This window comes from Streptomyces sp. G45 (assembly GCF_049542095.1).
In the GTDB taxonomy this organism is placed as follows: Bacteria; Actinomycetota; Actinomycetes; order Streptomycetales; family Streptomycetaceae; genus Streptomyces.
On sequence record NZ_JBMUZU010000001.1, the window covers coordinates 6,800,637 to 6,822,808 of the forward strand.

Consider the following 22,172-nt stretch of genomic DNA (forward strand, 5'->3'; position numbering starts at 1 on the left):
TCGCAGCCCTCGCAGCCCCCGTGGACTCCGCAAGCCCCCGCAGACCCTGCCGACCCCGCAGTGATCGGCAGGACCCCGGCGCCCCCTCAGCCCTCCGGCCGTGCCGCCGGGCGTCCCGGCCAGCGCCGCGCCAGCCGCCCCGCCCACCGGGCGCGCACCGCCGCCCAGCGGGCCGAGAGCGACCACGTCACCCGGGCGGCCGAGCGCGGCGCCAGCGTCGCCCGCCAGCGCGTCGACCGGCTCACCGAGGCCCGCAGCCCCTCCCGCACCCGCCGCACGTCGTCGGCGAGCCCCGACGCGGGACGCGGACGCGGCGCGTACAGCACCTGCTCGACCGCCGCCGCCAAGCGGTGCGCTGCCTCGGCGGCCTCCGGGCCCAGATGCCCCACGTGCACGATCCGGGCCGCCGCCTTCCGCGGTGTGCGGGACTCGTCCGGCGCGATGCCGTGGTCCCAGGCCGTGTCCGTGACCTCGAGCCAGGCCGCGAGCGTGCGGGCCGCGGCGTCCGCCCCCGTGCGCCCGCCGACGCCGAGGCGCAGCGCCCGCACCCGGGCCCGCCACAGCATCGGCAGCAACGGCACCACCAGCACCACCAGCGCCGCCAGGGACCCGCCGACGACCATGCCGACCGGTGTGCCGCTGTCGTCGGAGTCGTTGGTGAGCGGCGGCAGCGCGCTGGCGCAGCCGCCCTGCTGCTGCGCGTCCCGAGGGCAGCCCGAGGACTGCGACGGCTCGGGCGACGCCTCGTCCGACGTGGCCGGAGCGGGCGCCGACGGGTCGTCGGTCCCCTCGGACGGGGTCTGGTCGCGGGTGTAGTCGGGCGCCGAGCCACGGCTCGGCGTCGGCTCGAAGCGGGTCCAGCCCACGCCTTCGAAGTACAGCTCGGGCCAGGCGTGGGCGTCCTTGAGGCCCACCGACATCGTGCCGTTCGCCTGGGGCGCGCCCGGCGTGAAGCCGACGGCGACCCGCGCCGGGATGCCCAGCGTGCGCGCCATCGACGCCATGGCGAAGGAGAAGTGGACGCAGAAGCCCTCCTTCTGCTCCAGGAACCGGGCGATCGCCGCCGGGCCGCTGCCCGCCCGCACCTGCGTGTTGTACGAGAAGCCGCCGTCGGTCGTGAACCAGTCCTGGAGCTTCACCGCCCGGTCGTAGTCGTTCGCCGAGCCCCGCGTGACCCTGCGGGCCGTGTCCGCCACCACCGGCGGCAGCGAGTCCGGCACCTTGGTGAACTCCCGCGCGATCGCCTCGGGCGGCGCGGGCGCGCTCGCGAGCTGCTCCGCGGTCGGCTCCACGACCAGGCTGTTCACCTGGTACTGGGCGCCGCGCGTGGTCTGGCCGCGGTCACCGACGACCGCGCGGCCCACCGGCTCGTACCGCCAGCGGCCGTCGATCTTCACCTGGCTCGCCGGATAGGGCATCGGCAGCCAGTTCTGCGCGTAGGAGTCGGCGGCCGACAGGTTGGTCTGGATCTCGGTCCTGGGGACCGTGGGGGACAGGCCCTGCGGGTTCGGGAGGCGCCCCGGCACGTCCGTGATGTCCCGGACGGTGGTCTTCCAGGTCGTCCCGTCGAACTGGTCGAGCGACACGATCCGCAGATACAGGTCCTGGGTGTCCTTCGCGTTCGTCCGGTACGAGATGACCTCGCGGTCCTCCGGCTGGTTCAGGCTGTCCTGGAGGGCGACCAGCGGATTCACCGCGGAGATCGTGCCGCCCTCACCGCGGCCGCCGACTCCGGCGCCGCCCGTGTCGTCCAGGATGCCGCCGTCGAGCGCGGGCAGGCCGAGCGGCACGACGAGCGCCACGCCGAGGGCCACGGCGCCGATGCGGTGGCCCGTGCGCACCGGGGCGACGGCGCCGCCGTCACCGTCCAGGCCCCCGGCGACCCGCCCCGGCGCCGCGGGCGCGCCGCCGAAGACCCGCCCCCACTGGGACAGCCGGTCCCGGCCCTCCGCCAGGAGCAGCAGCAGGTACCCGGCCGCCGCCAGCAGGAACCACAGCCATCCGGCCCCGTCTCCGGAGAGGCCCGCCGCGACCGAGTACAGCGCGAGCAGGGGCAGCCCGGCCGGGGCCGCCGTCCGGAACGTCACCGCCAGCGCGTCCACCACCAGGCCGACCACTAGGACGCCGCCGACCAGCATCAGGCGGATGCCGTCGGTGAGCGGCGCCGGGATGGCGTACCGGCTCACGTCGTCGCTGCCCGCCTGGAGGAGCGTGCCGAAGTACTGGAACACCTCGGGGCTCGGGACCACCCCGGCGATCGCCTGCTCCCGCGCGAACACCAGCGTCAGGAGCAGCAGCGTCACCAGGGCCTGCGCGGCCACCGTCACGGGCCGCGCCAGCGGCACCCGCCGGGCGAGCGCGCCCACGCCGCTCTGCAGTCCCAGCAGGATCGCCGCCTGCACCAGCCAGCCCGACGTGTCGACCAGGGGCAGCAGCGCCCCCGACGCCATCAGCGTGGCGGCCGTCGCGCACAGCGCGAGCCGGGTGCGCCCACTCATGTCCCACTCCCCGTACCCGAACTCGCCGTACCCGTGCTCCCCGTACCTGTACGCCCCGTACCCGTACGCCCGCTCATCACCATGTCCCTGTGCCCCCTGATCCCCCTGGGACCCCTGTCCCCGAAGCCCGGTCCCGCCGCCGTACCGGCCTTCGGCGCGCCCGTGCGCAGGTGGTCCGCCTGGCGCCACAGGTCGACCAGCGGCGCCCCGGGCGGGGCGGCGACCGCCGTCCAGCCCGCCTCGGTGAGCTGCCGCAGCCGGTCGGCGGCCGGTGCGGACAGCGGCGCCCCGGGGCCCTGGACCCAGGAGTGGCTGTCCAGGACGAAGGCGAGGGCCGCGCCGGTGCGCTGGCGCATCTTGCCGAGCACCGCGGCCTGCTCCTCGTCCAGGTCGCCGAGGAAGGCCACGAGCAGGCCCTCGTTGCCGCCGCGCAGCACGTCGTAGGCGCGGGAGAGCCCGGCGCCGTCCGAGTGGTCGATCACGGCGAGCGTGTCCATCATCAGGCCCGCGGCGTCCGCCGACTCCTGGGTGGCGCCCGCGAAGCCGTCGGCGCCCTCGCCGGGCAGGGAGCTGCCGGTGTCTGTCAGGAGCCGTACCGAGAAGCCCCGTTCGAGCATGTGCACCAGCGTCGACGCGGTCCCCGAGACCGCCCACTCGAAGGCCGCGTCGGGGCCCGCGCCCTGGTAGGCCACCGCGCGGGTGTCCAGCAGGACCGTGCACCGGGAGCGCTGCGGCTGCTCCTCGCGGCGCACCATCAGCTCGCCGTAGCGCGCGGTGGAGCGCCAGTGCACGCGGCGCAGGTCGTCCCCGTAGCGGTAGCCGCGCGGGATGACGTCGTCCTCGCCCGCGAGGGCCAGCGAGCGGTGCCGTCCGTCGCCGTACCCTTTGGCCTCGCCGGTGAGGCGCACCGGGGGCAGCGGCTCCACGCGCGGGACCACCGTCAGGGTGTCGTACGTGGAGAAGGAGCGGGTCAGCTCGCACATGCCGAACGGGTCGGTGAGGCGCAGCTGGAGCGGGCCGAGCGGATAGCGGCCGCGCAGGTCGGAGCGGACGCGGTAGGACACCTCGCGGCGGCCGCCCGCCTCCACGCGGTCCAGCACGAACCGGGGGCGCGGCCCCAGCACGTACGGAACGCGGTCCTGGAGCATCAGCAGGCCCGTGGGCAGCCGCGAGACGTTCTCCATCCTCAGGTGCACGCGGGCCTCGGAGCCCGCGGGCACGCGTGCGGGGACAGCCTGCGGCTGCCCGCCACGCGGTACTTCGTGCGGTAGAGCACCACGGCGCACACCAGCGGCAGCACCGCGAGGAGCAGCCCGACGCGCAGCAGGTCGCCCTGGCCGAGCACATAGGCGCACACCGCGGCGGCGATGCCCGCCGCGAAGAAGGACCGCCCGCGGGTGGTCAGGCCCGCGAGCGCCGTCCGCAGCCCGCTCCGGTCCTCCTCGGGGCGCGGCGCGGGCCCGACCCCGGCGGTCATCACAGCCTCCGCGCGCCGGGCGGCTGCTGGCCGAAGAACCCTCCGCCGGGCTGCTGGGCCGTCGGCACCGGGATGTGCTGGAGGATCTCCAGGACGACGGACTCGGCCGTGCGGCGGTTGAGCTGTGCCTGGGCCGTGGGCAGCAGGCGGTGCGCGAGGACGGCGCTGGCGAGCGCCTGCACGTCGTCCGGCAGCGCGAACTCGCGGCCGGAGAGCGCCGCCGAGGCCTTCGCGGCGCGCAGCAGGTGCAGCGTGGCGCGCGGGGAGGCGCCGAGGCGCAGGTCGGGGTGGTTGCGCGTGGCGGCGACCAGGTCGACCGCGTACCGGCGCACCGAGTCCGCGACGTGCACCGTGCGCACGGCGTCGATGAGCTTCACGATCTCGTGCGCGTGCGCCACCGGCTGGAGGTCGTCCAGCGGGGAGACGCCGCCGTGCACGTCCAGCATCCGCAGCTCGGCCTCGGGGCCCGGGTAGCCGATCGAGACGCGCGCCATGAAGCGGTCGCGCTGCGCCTCGGGCAGCGGGTAGGTGCCCTCCATCTCGACCGGGTTCTGCGTGGCCACCACCATGAACGGGCTCGGCAGCTCGTACGTCTGGCCGTCGATGGTGACCTGGCGCTCCTCCATGGACTCCAGGAGCGCGGACTGCGTCTTCGGGGACGCGCGGTTGATCTCGTCGCCGATCACGATCTGCGCGAAGATCGCGCCCGGCTTGAACTCGAAGTCACGGCGCTGCTGGTCCCAGATGGACACGCCCGTGATGTCCGACGGCAGCAGGTCCGGCGTGAACTGGATGCGCCGGACCGAACAGTCGATGGACCTGGCGAGTGCCTTGGCGAGCATCGTCTTGCCCACCCCCGGCACGTCCTCGATGAGCAGGTGCCCCTCCGCGAGAAGCACAGTCAGCGAAAGCCGTACGACCTCCGGCTTGCCCTCGATCACACCCTCGACCGACCGGCGGACTCGCTCCGCCGTCGTGGTCAGATCTGTGAGGCTCGCTCGATCGTCATAGGTCGTCACCCGGCCCTCCTCGGCCCTTCCCCGCGCTCGACAAGGAGCAAGGGATACCTCTTTCCCATGGCTTCCCCGGGCCGACGCTCGCGTACGGACCGGCCCACCCGAAACACGGGCACCACGCGTGAAAGGTTCAGCGTGCCGCCACACAAGCATTCTTGTTGGGGTTACCGGTTCGTGTCACTTGCCTGTGGACAACTGGCGGCGATATGTCGGATATTGGGGTGTTTCGCGGGTCGAAGATTGTCCGGTACCCGGTACTCGCCGGTCACACACTGTCGAATCCATCACGTCCGCACCGTCCGCCGCGTCCCTCACGTCCGTCACGCCGGGTCGATCTCGCGCAGCCGACCCGTCTGCACGTCGAAGACGAAGCCCCGCACGTCGTCGGTGTGCGGCAGGAACGGCGAGGTCCGCACGCGCCGCATGGACTGCCGTACGTCCTGGTCGACGTCCCGGAAGGCCTCCACCGCCCACGCGGGCCGCTGCCCGACCTCCATCTCCAGGTCGTGCCGGAAGTCCTCGGTGAGGGATTCGAGGCCGCAGTTGGTGTGGTGGATGAGGACCACGCTGCGGGTGCCGAGGGCGCGCTGGCTGATGGTCAGGGAGCGGATCACGTCGTCGGTGACGACGCCGCCCGCGTTGCGGATGGTGTGGCAGTCGCCCAGCGCGAGGCCGAGGGCCGCGTGCAGGTCGAGGCGGGCGTCCATGCAGGCCACGACGGCGACGCGCAGGACGGGGCGGGCGTCCATGCCGGGGTCGGCGAACCCGGCGGCGTACTGCTCGTTCGCCGCGACGAGCCGGTCGGTGACGGTGCCGTCGACGGCTGCGGCGCCGGTCGGGGCCCCGGGGGCCGGGGGCCCCGGGGGACGCGGCGGACTCGGCGGAGGGAGCGGTGGGAGAGGTCGACATGCCGTCGACGGTAGTGGGCACTGATCGTCCCGGCCCGCTGTGAGAACGGACAAAGAACGTCAGAGGCTGTTGTTGTGAGGTACCCCATAGCGGCCGCCCGCGCGGGGCCGAACGGGTGAGCGCACCGGGGCGCGGCACCCCGTGCCCGCCCGGCACGCCCCGCGCAGGGCGGTTGATTGACCGCGAGACAGGGTGGACTAAAGTGGCGCGAAGCGGGAGAGCCGACCTGCTCCCTGCTGGTCAACCCCGGAGATTCCCAGAATCCCCCACGTGCGTGGCGCGTACGTACGGCTCGGCCTCCTTCCGCTCCCGGTCGGCTGACGCCCCCTTCGCGGCGCGGCGGTCCGGCCCCGTTGACGACGAGCGGGCGGGGCCCGGCGGTGCGCACGGTGACCCGCCGGACTTGAGAGGGCCACATGCAAGGGCGCGAAGCGCTTCCGAATCAGGGCGGTGGCGGGAGCCGGGAGGGCGGCAACAGCCGACACGTCCCGGTGATGCTCCAGCGGTGCCTGGACCTGCTGGCCCCGGCCCTGGCGGAGCCGGGGGCCGTCGTCGTCGACTGCACCCTCGGCCTCGGCGGCCACAGCGAGGCCCTGCTGGCCACCTTCCCCTCCGTACGCCTCGTCGCGCTCGACCGCGACAAGGAGGCGCTGCGCCTGTCCGGCGAGCGGCTCGCGCCCTACGGCGACCGCGCGACCCTCGTGCACGCGGTCTACGACGAGCTGCCCGACGTCCTCGGCCGGCTCGGCCTGCCGCGCGTCCAGGGCGTCCTGTTCGACCTCGGGGTCTCCTCCATGCAGCTCGACGAGGCCGACCGGGGCTTCGCCTACGCGCAGGACGCGCCGCTCGACATGCGCATGGACCAGACGACCGGCATGAGCGCCGCCGAGGTCCTCAACACCTACCCGCCCGGCGAACTGGTGCGGATCCTGCGGGCGTACGGCGAGGAGAAGCAGGCCAAGCGGATCGTCTCCGCCATCGTGCGCGAGCGCGAGAAGGAGCCGTTCAGCACCAGCGCCCGCCTGGTCGAGCTGATCCGGGACGCGCTGCCGCAGGCCGCCAAGCGCACCGGCGGCAACCCCGCCAAGCGCACCTTCCAGGCCCTGCGCATCGAGGTCAACGGCGAGCTGAGCGTCCTGGAGCGGGCTATTCCGGCGGCGGTGAAGGCGCTCGCCGTGGGCGGCCGGATCGCCGTCCTGTCGTACCACTCCCTTGAGGACCGCCTGGTCAAGCAGGTCTTCGCGGCCGGTGCCGCCAGCACGGCGCCGCCCGGCCTGCCGGTGGTGCCCGAGCGGTACCAGCCCCGCCTCAAGCTGCTCACGCGCGGCGCCGAACTCCCCACCGACGAGGAGGTCGCCGAGAACCGCCGGGCCGCCCCGGCGCGGCTGCGCGGCGCCGAGCGCATCCGCGAGGACGTGTCGTGACCCGCGCCGCCGGGCGCGTCCGCGAGGACGTGTCGTGATCCACGCCGCCGAGGAGGCTCCATGAGCAGGAAACCCCAGCTGCGGGGGAGGGCCGCGCGGCTCGCGCGGCTGCTGCCCGCGGGGCCGAGCCAGGCCGCCCGCACCCCCTTCATGCTCCTGGTCGTGCTGCTGCTCGGCGGCGGCCTGATCACGCTGCTGTTGCTCAACTCCTCGCTGAACGAAGGGTCGTTCCAGCTCAGCAAGCTCAAGAAGGAGACCCAGGAGCTGACCGACGAGGAGCAGGAGCTGCAGAAGGAGGTCGACGAGTACGCGGCGCCGGACGCGCTCCAGCGCCGCGCCGACGAGCTCGGCATGGTGCCCGGCGGCGACCCGGCCTTCCTGGACCCGGACGGCAGGGTTCGCGGCGTCCCCGGCCCGGCCGCCGCGCCGTCCGCGCTGCGCGAGACCCGGGAGGCCGGGGCGCGCCCGCCGCGGCTGCTGCCCCCGGCGCCGCCCGCGTCACCCCTCCCGACGCCGTCCGCGGTGGCGTCCGCCCCCGGCCCCTCGGCGACCGGCGCCCCGGCCCCGACCGCCCCGCCCACGCCGACCGCCCCGCCCGCGCCTCCCGCCCCGTCCGCGGCGCCCGCGCAGTCGGCCCCCACGACCCCCGGCAGGTGACGTCAGTGAGCGACAGGGAACCCCCGCGCCGCCGGGTCCCGGGCCCGGCCCGCCCCGAGCGGAACGACCGGCGCGAGCGCCCCGAGCGCCCCGAGCGCCCCGAGCGCCCCGAGCGCCCCGATCGCTCCGGTCGCCCCGAGCCCTCCGACCGCTCCGGCCGCTCCGGGCGCCCAGAACGCTCCGAGCGCCCCGACCGGCCCGCACGTCCTGACCGCCCCGACCGCCCCGACCGCGCCCACCGCCAGGAGCGCCCCGCCCCCCAGCGCCGCCCCGGCCAGAGCGCCCGCCCCGCCCCCCGCGCGCCCCGCGCCCCCCGCCCCGCGCGCCCGGCGCGCCCCGCGCGGCCCAAGACCATCCGCCTCGGCAGCCCCCGTCCCCGCCTGCGCATGGTCAGCCTCGGCCTGACGCTGGTGATGCTGGCGTTCGTGGTGCGGCTGTTCCAGGTGCAGGCCGTCGACGCGGACGTGTACGCCGCCAAGGCGGAGAAGAACCGGTACTCCCGCCACAAGATCGCGGCCGAGCGCGGGGCCATCACCGACCGCCGCGGCGTCGAACTCGCCACCAGCGTCGACGCGTACGACATCACCGCCGACCCGACGCTCTTCACGCCCGAGGAGACGCACGTCAAGGACGCGCCCGAGCAGGCCGCGGCCCTGCTCGCGCCGATCCTCGACGAGGACGCGGAGCGGCTCACCGAGAAGCTGCGGACGCCCGACACCCGCTTCACGCTGCTCTCGCGCCGCGCGTCCCCGCAGGTCTGGAAGCAGATCAAGGACCTGCGCGGCACGCTCGCCGAGAAGGCGAGCACCGACGCGGCGGACACCAAGGAGGCCAACGTCCTCGCGGGCGTCTTCGCCGTCCCCACCAGCAAGCGCGTGTACCCGAACGACGAGCTGGCCGCCGGGATACTGGGCTGGGTCAACGCCGACGGCAAGGGCGGCGGCGGCATCGAGCAGCAACTGAACAAGGAACTCGCGGGCAAGCAGGGCGAGATCCGCTACGCCCAGTCCGGCGGCCGCCAGGTGCCCACGGCGGGCAGCACCGAGACGCCCGCGGTGCCCGGCTCGGACGTCGAGCTGACCATCGACCGCGACATCCAGTGGGCCGCGCAGGACGCCATCTCCGAGCAGGTCAGGAAGTCCAGGGCCGACCGCGGCTACGTGGTCGTGCAGGACACCCGCACCGGCGAGGTGCTCGCCATGGCCAACGCCCCCGGCTTCGACCCGAACGACCTGTCGAAGGCGGCGGGCGCCAGCCTCGGCAACGCCGCGCTCCAGGACGCGTACGAGCCCGGCTCCACCGCCAAGGTCATGTCGATGGCGGCCGTCCTGGAGGAGAACGCGGCCACGCCCCACACCCGCGTCACCGTCCCCAACCGGCTGCACCGCGGCGACCGCCTCTTCCAGGACGACATCGACCACCCGACCTGGTACCTCACGCTCAACGGCGTGCTCGCCAAGTCCAGCAACATCGGCACCATCCTCGCCACCGGCGAACTCGGCGACACCCAGCGCGAGGCCAACCGGGTCCTCTACTCGTACCTGCGCAAGTTCGGCATCGGAAAGCCCACCGGGCTCGGCTTCCCGGGGGAGACCAAGGGCATCCTCGCACCGCCCGAGAAGTGGTCCACCTCGCAGCAGTTCACCATCCCCTTCGGGCAGGGCGTCTCCATCAACGCCATGCAGGCGGCCTCCGTGTACTCGACGATCGCCAACGGCGGCGTCCGCGTCGAACCCACCCTGGTGCGCGGCACCAAGGGCCCCGACGGCCGCTTCACACCCGCCCCCGAGCCGCGGAAGAACCGCGTGGTCAGCGAGAAGACCGCGCGGACCGTCGCCCAGATGCTGGAGTCCGTCGTCGACGACGAGGCGGGCACCGGAACCCGGGCCCGCATCCCCGGCTACCGGGTCGCGGGCAAGACCGGCACCGCCAACCGCGTCGATCCGGACACCGGCCGCTACCGCGGCTACACCTCGTCGTTCGCCGGGTTCGCGCCCGTCGACAAGCCGCGGGTCACCGTCTACTGCGTCATCCAGAACGCCAAGAAGGGCAGCTACTTCGGCGGCCAGATCTGCGGGCCCATCTACAAGAAGGTCATGCAGTTCGCTCTGAAGACCCTCCAGGTCCCGCCCACCGGCAGCGCCCCGGCGCGGCTGCCCGTCACCTTCGACCCCGGCAAGCCCGACAAGACCGGCAGCGGCGACAGCGGCGACAAGCCCGGCAGGCCGGTCACGTCCGGCAGGTCCAGGGACTGACCCGGAGCCACCCGTGACGACCATCACCCCGAATCCGGGGAACCGCACGCCCGGCCCCCTCCCTTTTGGCCCCACCGGGGGTGCGCCCGGTACGCTCACCGCCGTGCCACACGCTGATCAGTCCCAAACCACCCAGAAGGGCGCTCCCGTGACCTATCCGGGACCGCCACGTCCGGCCCAGGTCTCCGCCACCCCCCTCGCGGAGCTCGCCGATCAGTTGGGGGCCGCCACCCCGGGCACCTCGCCAGGCATCACCGGCATCACCCACGACTCCCGCGCGGTGCGCCCCGGCGACCTCTACGCCGCGCTGCCCGGCGCCCGCTTCCACGGCGCCGACTTCGCCGCCCAGGCCGCGGGCCACGGCGCCGCCGCGGTCCTCACCGACCCCACCGGCGCCGACCGCGCCGCCGCGACCGGCCTGCCGGTCCTCGTCGTCGACGACCCGCGCGGCCGCATGGGCGAACTGGCCGCCACGGTGTACGGCCACCCGGGGCACGACCTGCTCCAGATCGGCATCACCGGCACGTCCGGCAAGACCACGACCGCGTACCTCATCGAGGGCGGCCTGCGGACGGTGCGCAGCACGGGCCTGATCGGCACCGTCGAGATGCGCATCGGCGACGAGCGCATCAAGTCCGAGCGCACCACGCCCGAAGCCACCGACCTCCAGGCGCTGTTCGCGGTGATGCGCGAGCGCGGCGTCCAGGCGGTGGCGATGGAGGTCTCCAGCCACGCCCTGGTGCTCGGGCGGGTGGACGGCTGCGTCTTCGACGTCGCCGTCTTCAACAACCTGAGCCCGGAGCACATGGAGTTCCACTCCGACATGGAGGACTACTTCCGGGCCAAGGCGCAGCTGTTCACCGAGCGGCGGGCGCGGCTGGGCGTCGTCAACTACGACGACGAGTACGGGCGCAGACTCCTGACCGAGTCCGAGGTGCCGGTCACCTCCTTCTCCGCCGAGGGCCACCCGGACGCCGACTGGCGCGCCGAGGACGTCCAGGTCGGGCCGCTTGACTCGACGTTCACCGCCATCGGCCCCAAGGGCGAGCGGATCGCCGCCCGGTCGCCGCTGGCGGGCCCGTTCAACGTCGCCAACACGCTGGCCGCGATCGTCGCGCTCGCCGTCGCCGGGATCGACCCGCAGACGGCGGCCGACGGCATCGCGGCCGTGCCGGGCGTCCCCGGCCGCCTGGAGCGCGTCGACGCCGGGCAGGACTACCTCGCGGTCGTCGACTACGCCCACAAGACGGACGCCGTCGAATCGGTCCTGCGCGCGCTGCGCAAGGTCACCGAGGGCAAGCTGCACATCGTGCTCGGCTGCGGCGGCGACCGCGACCAGACCAAGCGCGGGCCGATGGGCGCCGCCGCGGCCCGGCTCGCCGACACCGCCGTGCTGACCTCCGACAACCCCCGTGGCGAGGACCCCCTCGCCATCCTCGCGGCGATGCTCGCGGGCGCCGCCGAGGTGCCCGCCCACGAGCGCGGCGAGGTCGCCGTGTTCGAGGACCGGGCCGCCGCGATCGCCGCCGCCGTCGCCCGCGCCCGCCCCGGCGACACCGTCCTCGTCGCGGGCAAGGGACACGAGCAGGGCCAGGACATCGCCGGGGTGGTCCGTCCCTTCGACGACCGCCAGGTGCTTCGCGAAGCTATCGAGCAAACCCAGGGATGAAGTTGTGATCGCCCTCTCCCTCGCCGAGATCGCCACCGTCGTCGGCGGGCAGACGTACGACATACCGGATCCGTCGGTCCGGGTCACCGCGCCGGTCGTCCGGGACTCCCGTGAGGTGGAGCCCGGCGGCCTGTTCGCCGCGTTCGTCGGCGAGCGCGTCGACGGCCACGACTACGCGGCCCAGGTCGTCGCGGCAGGGGCCGTCGCCGTCCTCGCCGAGCGGCCCGTCGGCGTGCCCGCCATCGTGGTGGACGACGTGCAGACCGCGCTCGGCGCGCTCGCCCGCTACGTGGTGGGGCGGCTCGGCGCGACCCTCGTCGCCCTCACCGGCTCCGCGGGCAAGACCAGCACCAAGGACCTGATCGCCCAGGTGCTCCAGCGCAAGGCGCCCACGGTGTGGACGCCGGGCTCGCTCAACAACGAGATCGGCCTGCCGCTGACCGCCCTGTCCGCCACCGAGGAGACCCGTTTCCTCGTCCTGGAGATGGGCGCCCGCGGCAAGGGCCACATCCGGTACCTGACGGGCCTCACGCCGCCCCGCGTCGGCCTCGTCCTGAACGTCGGCACCGCCCACATCGGCGAGTTCGGCGGCCGTGAGCAGATCGCGGAAGCAAAGGGTGAGCTGGTTGAGTCGCTGCCCGCGGACGGCACCGCGATCCTCAACGCCGACGACCCCCTGGTGCGCGCCATGGCCGCCCGCACCAAGGCCCGGGTGCTGCTCTTCGGCGAGGCCGAGGACGCCGACGTACGCGCCGAGAATGTCCGGCTCACGGAGAACGGACAGCCCTCCTTCACGCTGACCACACCCACCGGGTGCAGCGACGTGCGGCTGCGCCTGTACGGTGAGCACCACGTGTCGAACGCGCTCGCCGCGGCCGCCGTCGCCTATGACCTCGGCATGTCCGTGGACGAGATCGCCGTCGCGCTCTCCGACGCGGGCACGCTGTCCCGCTGGCGGATGGAGGTCACCGAGCGCCCGGACGGCGTGACCGTCGTCAACGACGCCTACAACGCGAACCCCGAGTCCATGCGAGCCGCCCTGCGCGCGCTGGCGGCCATGGGCCGGGCCACCCAGGCACGCGGGGGGCGCACGTGGGCGGTGCTCGGCCAGATGGCCGAGCTGGGTGACGAAGGGCTCGCCGAGCACGACGCGGTCGGGCGCCTGGCCGTCCGGCTGAACGTGAACAAGCTCGTGGCAGTCGGGGGCAGGGAAGCGTCCTGGCTCCAACTGGGCGCATACAACGAGGGTTCGTGGGGTGAGGAGTCGGTGCACGTGTCCGACGCACAGGCGGCGGTCGACCTGTTGCGCAGCGAGCTGCGCCCAGGAGACGTCGTGCTGGTGAAGGCGTCCAGATCGGTCGGTCTGGAGAAGGTCGCGCAGGCGCTCGTAGCCGATGCCGCCGACGCCACCACGGGCGGAGTTGACGCCCGATGATGAAGCAGATCCTCTTCGCGGGGGTGATCGGGCTCTTCCTGACCCTGGTCGGGACGCCCTTGCTGATCAAGCTCCTTGCGCGCAAGGGCTATGGCCAGTACATCCGCGACGACGGCCCGCGCGAGCACCACAGCAAGCGCGGTACGCCGACCATGGGCGGCATCGCCTTCATCCTGGCGACCCTCATCGCGTACTTCCTGAGCAAGATCATCACCGGCGCCGAGCCGACCATCTCCGGTCTGCTCGTGCTCGGTCTGATGGCGGGCATGGGCCTGGTCGGCTTCCTCGACGACTACATCAAGATCGTCAAGCGGCGCTCGCTCGGCCTGCGCGCCAAGGCGAAGATGGCGGGGCAGCTGATCGTCGGCATCGCCTTCGCGGTGCTCGCGCTCCAGTTCTCCGACAGCCGCGGCCAGACCCCGGCGTCGACGAAGCTGTCGTTCGTGGAGGACTTCGGCTGGTCGATCGGCCCGGTCCTGTTCGTCGTCTGGGCGCTGTTCATGATCCTCGCGATGTCGAACGGCGTGAACCTCACCGACGGCCTCGACGGCCTCGCCACCGGCGCCTCCGTGATGGTCTTCGGCGCGTACACGTTCATCGGCGTCTGGCAGTTCCAGGAGTCCTGCGCCAACGCCTCCGACCTCACCAACCCGGCCGCCTGCTTCGAGGTCAGAGACCCGCTCGACCTGGCCGTCGTCGCCTCCGCGCTGATGGGCGCCTGCTTCGGCTTCCTGTGGTGGAACACCTCGCCCGCGAAGATCTTCATGGGAGACACCGGCTCCCTCGCCCTCGGCGGCGCGCTCGCGGGCCTCGCGATCTGCTCCCGCACCGAGCTGCTGCTCGCCCTCCTCGGCGGCCTGTTCGTCCTCATCACCATGTCGGTGGTCATCCAGGTCGGCTCGTTCCGCCTCACCGGTAAGCGGGTCTTCCGGATGGCGCCGCTCCAGCACCACTTCGAACTCAAGGGCTGGTCCGAGGTCCTGGTCGTGGTCCGCTTCTGGATCATCCAGGGCATGTGCGTGATCGTCGGCCTCGGCCTCTTCTACGCGGGATGGGCAGCCAAGAAGTGAGCGAACCGCAGGACTGGAAGGGGCTGCGCGTCACCGTCGCCGGGCTCGGCGTGAGCGGCGTCAGCGCCGCCCGCGCCCTCGCCGACCTGGGCGCCGAGGTCACCGTCGTGGACGGCGGCTCGGGCCCGGCGCTCGAGGCGCGTGCCGCCGAGCTGGCCGAGGCGGGCGTGGCGGTGCGCCTCGGGGACGCCGACACCCTCCCCGAGGGCACCGGCCTCGTGGTCACCTCGCCGGGCTGGAAGCCCGACAGCCCCCTGTTCGCGGCCGCCGCCGCGGCGGGCGTCGACGTCGTCGGCGACGTCGAGGTCGCCTGGCGGCTGCGCGGTCCGGACGCCGCGCCCTGGCTCGCCGTCACCGGCACCAACGGCAAGACCACCACGACGCGGATGCTCGCCTCGATCCTGCGCGCCGCGGGCCTGCGCACGGCGGCCGTCGGCAACATCGGCACGCCCATCGTCGACGTCGTCCGCGAGGGCGACGGCGCCTACGACGTCCTCGCCGTGGAGCTGTCCAGCTACCAGCTGCACTGGGCGCCCTCCCTGCGCGCCCACTCCGCGGCCGTCCTCAACCTCGCCCCGGACCACCTCGACTGGCACGGCTCCATGGAGGCGTACGCCGCCGACAAGGGCCGGATTTACGAGGGCAACCGGATCGCCTGCGTCTACAACGCCGCCGACCCGGCGACCGAGGACCTGGTCCGCGAGGCCGACGTCGAGGAGGGCTGCCGCGCCATCGGCTTCACCCTGAACACCCCGGCCCCCTCGCAACTCGGCGTCGTGGACGGCATCCTGGTCGACCGTGCCTTCGTCCCCGACCGCCACAAGCAGGCCCAGGAGCTGGCCGAGGTCTCCGACGTCACGCCCCCGGCCCCGCACAACATCGCCAACGCCCTCGCCGCTGCCGCGCTCGCCCGCGCCTTCGGCGTGCAGCCGTCGGCCGTCCGTGACGGCCTGCGGGCCTTCCGCCCGGACGCCCACCGTATCGAGCACGTCGCCGACGTCGCGGACGTCGCGTACGTGGACGACTCCAAGGCCACCAACACGCACGCCACCGAGGCCTCGTTGGCGGCGTACGAGTCGATCGTGTGGATCGCGGGCGGGCTCGCCAAGGGGGCGTCCTTCGACGACCTGGTCGCGGGCGCGGCACGGCGCCTGCGCGGCGTCGTCCTGATCGGCGCGGACCGCGCGCTGATCGGAGAAGCCCTCGCGCGACACGCCCCACAGGTCCCGGTCGTGGACCTCGACCGGACCGACACTGGGGCGATGTCCGAGGCGGTACGCCAGGCGGCGCGGCTCGCGGAGCCGGGGGACACCGTCCTGCTGGCCCCGGCCTGCGCGTCGATGGACATGTTCACCAACTACAACGAGCGTGGTGACGCGTTCGCGGCAGCGGTTCGCGAACTCGGCGCGAGCGCCTGAGGCGGCCCTGCGGGGTCCGGGGCGCCCGGCACCGTGAGGAGGGCACGTGACAGCGTCGGCATCGTGGGCGTGGACCGGGGAGCCGTCGGGCACCGCGAGGGGGCGCTCCTGATGGCCGGGCGCGCCTCCGTGCGAGCGCCCCGGACCCCGCGCACGCCCCGCACACCGAAGAAGACCCCCAAGAACCCGCCGAAGAAGGCCCCGAAGAAGGCGACCCGCCCGCGCGGCGGCCCCCGGGGGCCGCGCGAGAACGGGCTGCGGCGGCTCCACACCCGGGTCCGGCGGGCCTGGGACCGGCCGCTGACCTCGTACTACCTGATCCTGGGCAGCAGCCTGCTGATCACCGCGCTCGGCCTGGTGATGGTCTACTCGGCGTCGATGATCCAGGCGCTGCAGCTGAACCTGCCCGCCTCGTACTTCTTCCGCAAGCAGTTCGTCGCCGCCGTGCTCGGCACCGGGCTGCTGCTCGCGGCCATGCGGATCCCGGTGAAGCTGCACCGGGCGCTGTCCTATCCGATCCTCGCGGCGTCCGTGTTCCTGATGGTCCTCGTCCAGATCCCCGGGATAGGGCGCAGCGTCAACGGCAATCAGAACTGGATCTATCTGGGCGGTCCCTTCCAGCTCCAGCCCAGCGAGTTCGGCAAGCTGGCGCTGGTCCTGTGGGGCGCCGACCTGCTCGCGCGCAAGCAGGACAAGCGGCTGCTTACCCAGTGGAAGCACATGCTGGTGCCGCTCGTCCCGGTCACCTTCATGCTGCTCGGCCTGATCATGCTGGGCGGCGACATGGGCACCGCGATCATCCTCACCGCGATCCTCTTCGGGCTGCTCTGGCTCGCGGGGGCGCCGACGCGGCTGTTCGCGGGGGTCCTCAGCATCGCGGCCGTGCTCGGTGTGATCCTCATCAAGACCAGCCCCAACCGCATGGCCCGGCTCGGCTGCATCGGCGCCACCGACCCCGGACCCGGCGACCAGTGCTGGCAGGCCGTGCACGGCATCTACGCCCTGGCCTCCGGCGGATTCTTCGGTTCCGGACTGGGCGCGAGTGTGGAAAAATGGGGTCAACTACCCGAACCGCACACCGACTTCATCTTCGCGATCACCGGGGAGGAACTCGGTCTCGCGGGGACACTGTCGGTGCTCGCCCTGTTCGCGGCTCTAGGCTATGCGGGTATCCGCGTGGCCGGACGCACGGAGGACCCCTTCGTGAGGTACGCCGCGGGAGGCGTGACCACCTGGATCACGGCCCAGGCCGTGGTCAACGTCGGTGCGGTGCTCGGTCTGCTGCCGATCGCCGGTGTCCCGCTCCCGCTGTTCTCCTACGGGGGCTCCGCCCTGCTGCCGACCATGTTCGCCGTCGGACTCCTCATCGCGTTCGCGCGAGAGGACCCCGCGGCGAAGGCGGCCCTGGCCATGCGGCAACCTCGGGTGAGATGGAACACGATGCGACGGCGCGTCAAGGCGCGTTCGTCCGGAGAGCGGTGAATTTCGGTGCATGTCGTACTCGCCGGTGGGGGGACCGCCGGCCACATCGAGCCCGCGCTTGCCCTCGCAGACGCCCTGCGCAGGCAGGACCCGACCGTGGGCATCACGGCCCTCGGCACGGAGCGCGGTCTTGAGACCCGACTCGTACCCGAGCGCGGTTACGAACTCGCCCTGATCCCCGCCGTCCCGCTGCCCCGCAAGCCCACACCGGAGCTCATCACCGTGCCCGGTCGGCTGCGCGGCACCATCAAGGCGGCCGAGCAGGTCCTGGAGCGCACCAAGGCGGACTGCGTGGTCGGCTTCGGCGGCTATGTCGCGCTGCCCGGCTACCTCGCCGCCAAGCGCCTGGGCGTACCGATCGTGGTGCACGAGGCCAACGCGCGCCCCGGCCTCGCCAACAAGATCGGCTCCCGGTACGCGGCGGCCGTCGCCGTCTCCACGCCCGACAGCAAGCTGCGCGGCTCCCGCTACATCGGCATCCCGCTGCGCCGCGCCATCGCCATGCTGGACCGCGCCAAGGTCCGGCCGGAGGCCCGCGACACCTTCGGCCTCGACCCGAACCTGCCCACCCTGCTGGTCTCCGGCGGCTCCCAGGGCGCCCGCCGCCTGAACGAGGTCATCCAGCAGGTCGCCCCGGTCCTCCAGCGCGCGGGCATCCAGATCCTGCACGCCGTCGGCCCGAAGAACGAATTGCCGTACGTCGAGAACATGCCCGGGATGCCGCCCTACATCCCGGTACCGTACGTGGACCGGATGGACCTCGCGTACGCCGCGGCCGACATGATGCTCTGCCGCGCGGGCGCGATGACCGTCGCCGAGCTCTCCGCCGTCGGACTTCCGGCCGCCTACGTCCCGCTGCCCATCGGCAACGGCGAACAGCGGCTGAACGCCCAGCCGGTGGTCAAGGCGGGCGGCGGACTGCTGGTCGACGACGCGGAACTGACGCCCGAATGGGTCCAGACCCAGGTGCTGCCCGTGCTCGCCGACCCGCACCGGCTGTACGAGATGTCCCGCGCCGCATCGGAGTTCGGGCGCAGGGACGCGGACGACCTCCTCGTCAACATGGTGTACGAGGCGATTGCGTCACGCCGCGGCGCGTGAGAAGGCAGGGCGAAGTGGCCGGACCGAAGACCGCAGAGCGCACCAGGCCCGCGTCCGGCCCGCGCCCCCGCCGCCCGCGGCTGCCCCGGCGGCGCACCCTGATCGCCCTGGCCGTCGCCCTCGCCCTCGTCGGCGGGGGCGGCGCCTGGGTGCTCTACGGCTCTTCGTGGCTGCGCGTGGAGCGCGTGACGGTCTCCGGCACCCTCAGGCTCACGCCCGAAGCGGTCCGCGACGCGGCCGATGTTCCCCTCGGCGGACCGCTCGTTTCGGTCGATTCCGGCGCCATCGAGGAGCGGCTGCGGAGGGCATTGCCCCGAATTGACTCGGTTGACGTCGTCCGCTCCTGGCCCCATGGAATCGCCCTGAAAGTGACGGAGCGTACCCCCGTCCTACTGGAGGAAAAGGGCGGAAAGTTCGTCGAAGTGGACGCCAAGGGGGTGCGTTTCGCCACCGTGGACAAGGCCCCCAAGGGCGCGCCGCTGCTCGAACTCACCACCGACCGCTCCGGAGGCGCCGCCGCCAGCCTGCGCCGCTTCGGCCCCGACCGGCTGCGCCGCGAGGCGGTCAGGGTGGTCGCCGACCTGCCCGGTTCGGTGGTGGCGAGCACCCGGGCGGTGAAGGTCCGCTCGTACGACGCCATCACGCTGGAGTTGACCGACGGGCGCACCGTCGACTGGGGCAGCGGCGAGCGGGGCCGCGCCAAGGGGGAGGCGCTCACCGCGCTGATGAAAGCCGTCCCGAAGGCACGGCACTTCGACGTGAGCGTTCCCACCGCCCCCGCGTCATCGGGAAGTTGACGTACATCAGCGCAGGCCAGCACCCTGGATGGGCACGCTTAAGCCTGATCACATAGGGTGAAAAGAAAAACGGGAGGTTCGGCGTGTTCGTTGAACGCGCGCCACTTGTCGACTTAGTGTCCTGTTCGGAAGAGTCCAGGGAACAGACACACTGGTAACCCTAAACTTCAGCGTTAGGGTTCGGGTCGGCGTTCGGACCGTCCCATTCGGCATCAGTCGGCGCCTCGCGGCAGTGCGAGACGGCGACACGTAATCGAGGCGAGAGGCCTTCGACGTGGCAGCACCGCAGAACTACCTCGCAGTCATCAAAGTCATCGGTGTCGGCGGCGGTGGTGTCAATGCCATCAACCGGATGATCGAGGTCGGTCTCAAGGGCGTCGAGTTCATCGCCATCAACACCGACGCGCAAGCCCTGTTGATGAGCGACGCCGACGTCAAGCTCGACGTCGGCCGTGAACTCACCCGCGGACTCGGCGCCGGAGCCAACCCGGCCGTCGGCCGCAAGGCCGCCGAGGACCACCGCGAGGAGATCGAGGAGGTCCTCAAGGGGGCCGACATGGTCTTCGTGACGGCCGGTGAGGGCGGCGGCACCGGCACGGGCGGCGCGCCCGTGGTCGCCAACATCGCGCGCTCGCTCGGCGCCCTGACGATCGGTGTGGTCACCCGGCCGTTCACCTTCGAGGGCCGCCGCCGCGCGAACCAGGCGGAGGACGGCATCGCCGAGCTCCGCGAAGAGGTCGACACCCTCATCGTCATCCCGAACGACCGGCTGCTCTCCATCTCGGACCGCCAGGTCAGCGTGCTCGACGCGTTCAAGTCGGCCGACCAGGTGCTCCTCTCCGGCGTCCAGGGCATCACCGACCTCATCACCACGCCCGGCCTGATCAACCTCGACTTCGCCGACGTCAAGTCGGTCATGTCCGAGGCCGGTTCGGCCCTGATGGGCATCGGCTCGGCCCGCGGCGACGACCGCGCGGTGGCCGCCGCCGAGATGGCCATCTCCTCGCCGCTCCTGGAAGCCTCCATCGACGGCGCCCGCGGTGTGCTGCTCTCCATCTCCGGCGGCTCCGACCTCGGCCTCTTCGAGATCAACGAGGCGGCCCAGCTGGTCAGCGAGGCCGCCCACCCCGAGGCCAACATCATCTTCGGCGCGGTCATCGACGACGCGCTCGGCGACGAGGTGCGGGTGACCGTCATCGCCGCCGGGTTCGACGGCGGACAGCCGCCCGCCAAGCGGGACAACGTCCTCGGCTCGTCCGCCCCCAAGCGCGAGGAGCCCGCTCCGACCAGCCGTTCCGCTGAATCGTCCCGCCCGGGACCGGCCTTCGGAGGCCTCGGCAGCGTCACCCCGCGCGAGGAGCCGTCGGCCCCCGAGCCCGTCGAGCCCGCGCCCGCGGCCGAGGCGCCCGCCGCCCCGGTGACGCCGCCTCAGGTGCCGCCGACCCGACTGCACCAGGACAGCCAGGCCGAAGAGCTGGACGTGCCGGACTTCCTGAAGTGATAGCCAAGCGCTCCGGAACGAGCACTGTGAGCGGCGCGCACTTCGCCTTCACCGACCGGTGGGGCGGGGTGAGCGCCGCTCCGTACGAGCAGCTCAACCTGGGCGGCGCGGTCGGCGACGACCCCGAAGCCGTCCGCGAGAACCGCGCGTTGGCCGCCAAGGCCCTCGGCGTCGACGCCGACCGCGTGGTCTGGATGAACCAGGTGCACGGCCGTGACGTCGCCGTCGTCGACGGGCCGTGGGGCGACGAGGTCCCGCGGGTCGACGCGGTGGTCACCGCCGAGCGCGGCCTCGCCCTCGCCGTCCTCACCGCCGACTGCGTGCCGGTGCTCCTCGCCGACCCGGCGGCGGGTGTCGTCGCCGCGGCGCACGCGGGCCGTCCCGGCATGGTCGCCGGGGTCGTGCCCGCCGCCGTCGAGGCCATGGTGGGGCTCGGCGCCCGGCCCGAGCGGATCGTGGCCCGCACCGGACCCGCCGTCTGCGGCCGCTGTTACGAGGTGCCCGCGGACCTGCGCGCCGACGTGGCCGCCGTGGAGCCCGCGGCGCACGCCGAGACGAGCTGGGGCACGCCCGCGGTCGACGTGGCCGCCGGAGTGCACGCGCAGCTCGACCGGCTCGGGGTGCGCGACCGGGAGCGCTCGCCGGTGTGCACGCTGGAGTCGGGCGACCACTTCTCCTACCGTCGCGACCGCACCACCGGGCGGCTCGCGGGCTATGTCTGGCTGGACTGATGGGGCATGACGGACCGTAAGTCGGAACTCGCCGCGAACCTGGCGAAAGTCGAAGAGCGCATCGCGGCGGCCTGCGCCGCCGCGGGACGCAAGCGGGAAGAAGTGACCCTGATCGTGGTCACCAAGACCTACCCGGCGAGCGATGTGCGCATTCTCTCGGAACTCGGCGTGCGCCACGTCGCCGAGAACCGCGACCAGGACGCGGCCCCCAAGGCCGCGGAGTGCGCGGACCTGCCGCTGAGCTGGCACTTCGTCGGCCAGCTCCAGACCAACAAGGTGCGCTCCGTGGTGGGTTACGCGGACGTGGTGCAGTCGGTGGACCGGCCCAGGCTGGTCTCCGCCCTGTCGGCCGCCGCCGTGCGGGCCGAGCGGGAGGTCGGCTGCCTCGTCCAGGTCGCCCTGGACGCGGGGGAGAGCGGTCGGGGGAGCGCGGGGGCGTGGGCCCCGGCGGAATCGAAGAGTTGGCCGGTCTCGTGGCCGACGCCCCGGGGCTGCGGCTCGACGGTCTGATGACGGTCGCGCCGCTCACCGGGGAGTATGCGGGACGGCAACAGGCGGCGTTCGAGCGGCTGATGGATTTGTCGACTGCCCTGCGCGTGGCCCATCCGGCTGCGAACATGGTGTCGGCAGGGATGAGTGCGGACCTCGAAGAGGCCGTTGCTGCCGGTGCGACACATGTGCGCGTCGGTACGGCGGTACTCGGAGTCCGCCGCGGGCTCGGGTAACGTCGCC

Annotated in this window: 14 protein-coding genes and 3 pseudogenes; 13 read left to right on the forward strand and 4 right to left on the reverse strand. The window is 73.2% G+C overall.

Going from position 1 to position 22,172, the window contains the following annotated elements; translation table 11 throughout:
* Positions 1–86: 86 nt before the first annotated feature.
* From ACOBQU_RS28755 to ACOBQU_RS28770, 4 genes and pseudogenes are all read right to left on the reverse strand, one after another.
* Positions 87–2,498: a transglutaminaseTgpA domain-containing protein gene (locus ACOBQU_RS28755; protein ID WP_423630923.1), complete on the reverse strand. Its 2,412-nt coding sequence runs from the start codon at positions 2,496–2,498 to the stop codon at positions 87–89.
* Positions 2,495–3,975: pseudogene (locus ACOBQU_RS28760) on the reverse strand (DUF58 domain-containing protein). The gene ACOBQU_RS28755 and the pseudogene ACOBQU_RS28760 overlap by 4 nt, the downstream one beginning before the upstream one ends.
* Entirely contained in the window at positions 3,975–4,994 is a 1,020-nt protein-coding gene (locus ACOBQU_RS28765; protein ID WP_423630925.1) for an AAA family ATPase, read from the reverse strand. Before ACOBQU_RS28765 ends, ACOBQU_RS28760 begins: the two are co-directional and overlap by 1 nt.
* Before the next feature lie 317 nt (positions 4,995–5,311).
* Positions 5,312–5,812: pseudogene (locus ACOBQU_RS28770) on the reverse strand (beta-class carbonic anhydrase); the annotation flags it as partial.
* 504 nt (positions 5,813–6,316) lie between these two features.
* Between ACOBQU_RS28770 and rsmH the strand changes: the two are divergent.
* The 13 genes and pseudogenes from rsmH to ACOBQU_RS28835 all read left to right on the forward strand — a co-directional run bounded on the left by rsmH (position 6,317) and on the right by ACOBQU_RS28835 (position 22,165).
* Positions 6,317–7,324 (forward strand): 16S rRNA (cytosine(1402)-N(4))-methyltransferase RsmH, encoded by a 1,008-nt coding sequence (rsmH, locus tag ACOBQU_RS28775; RefSeq protein WP_423630927.1) that lies wholly within the window; start codon positions 6,317–6,319, stop codon positions 7,322–7,324.
* A gap of 60 nt (positions 7,325–7,384) precedes the next feature.
* On the forward strand, positions 7,385–7,981 hold the full coding sequence (locus ACOBQU_RS28780; RefSeq protein WP_423630929.1) for a septum formation initiator family protein: 597 nt from the start codon (positions 7,385–7,387) through the stop codon (positions 7,979–7,981).
* A gap of 5 nt (positions 7,982–7,986) precedes the next feature.
* Complete coding sequence (locus ACOBQU_RS28785) at positions 7,987–10,236, forward strand: peptidoglycan D,D-transpeptidase FtsI family protein (RefSeq protein WP_423630931.1); 2,250 nt, start codon at positions 7,987–7,989, stop codon at positions 10,234–10,236.
* A gap of 13 nt (positions 10,237–10,249) precedes the next feature.
* The gene (locus tag ACOBQU_RS28790; protein WP_423630933.1) at positions 10,250–11,905 is read left to right on the forward strand and encodes a UDP-N-acetylmuramoyl-L-alanyl-D-glutamate--2,6-diaminopimelate ligase; all 1,656 of its coding nucleotides are present in this window, start codon (positions 10,250–10,252) and stop codon (positions 11,903–11,905) included.
* A 4-nt stretch (positions 11,906–11,909) separates the two neighbouring features.
* Entirely contained in the window at positions 11,910–13,340 is a 1,431-nt protein-coding gene (locus tag ACOBQU_RS28795; protein ID WP_423630935.1) for a UDP-N-acetylmuramoyl-tripeptide--D-alanyl-D-alanine ligase, read from the forward strand.
* The gene (mraY, locus tag ACOBQU_RS28800; protein WP_423630937.1) at positions 13,337–14,410 is read left to right on the forward strand and encodes a phospho-N-acetylmuramoyl-pentapeptide-transferase; all 1,074 of its coding nucleotides are present in this window, start codon (positions 13,337–13,339) and stop codon (positions 14,408–14,410) included. The genes ACOBQU_RS28795 and mraY overlap by 4 nt, the downstream gene beginning before the upstream one ends.
* Positions 14,392–15,828 (forward strand): UDP-N-acetylmuramoyl-L-alanine--D-glutamate ligase, encoded by a 1,437-nt coding sequence (murD, locus tag ACOBQU_RS28805; RefSeq protein ID WP_423630939.1) that lies wholly within the window; start codon positions 14,392–14,394, stop codon positions 15,826–15,828. The genes mraY and murD overlap by 19 nt, the downstream gene beginning before the upstream one ends.
* A 111-nt stretch (positions 15,829–15,939) precedes the next feature.
* Positions 15,940–17,310 carry a putative lipid II flippase FtsW gene (gene ftsW, locus ACOBQU_RS28810; protein ID WP_423634770.1) on the forward strand — a complete coding sequence of 457 codons (1,371 nt, stop codon included), beginning with the start codon at positions 15,940–15,942 and terminating at the stop codon, positions 17,308–17,310.
* 6 nt (positions 17,311–17,316) lie between these two features.
* A complete protein-coding gene (gene murG / locus ACOBQU_RS28815) occupies positions 17,317–18,411 on the forward strand; it encodes an undecaprenyldiphospho-muramoylpentapeptide beta-N-acetylglucosaminyltransferase (protein ID WP_423630941.1) in 1,095 nt (364 codons plus the stop codon).
* A 14-nt stretch (positions 18,412–18,425) separates the two neighbouring features.
* On the forward strand, positions 18,426–19,208 hold the full coding sequence (locus ACOBQU_RS28820; RefSeq protein ID WP_423630943.1) for a cell division protein FtsQ/DivIB: 783 nt from the start codon (positions 18,426–18,428) through the stop codon (positions 19,206–19,208).
* Positions 19,209–19,482: 274 nt separating this feature from the next.
* Positions 19,483–20,709: a cell division protein FtsZ gene (gene ftsZ / locus ACOBQU_RS28825; RefSeq protein ID WP_423630945.1), complete on the forward strand. Its 1,227-nt coding sequence runs from the start codon at positions 19,483–19,485 to the stop codon at positions 20,707–20,709.
* A gap of 26 nt (positions 20,710–20,735) precedes the next feature.
* Complete coding sequence (gene pgeF / locus ACOBQU_RS28830; protein ID WP_423630947.1) at positions 20,736–21,440, forward strand: peptidoglycan editing factor PgeF; 705 nt, start codon at positions 20,736–20,738, stop codon at positions 21,438–21,440.
* A gap of 6 nt (positions 21,441–21,446) precedes the next feature.
* Positions 21,447–22,165: pseudogene (locus ACOBQU_RS28835) on the forward strand (YggS family pyridoxal phosphate-dependent enzyme).
* Positions 22,166–22,172: the final 7 nt, after the last annotated feature.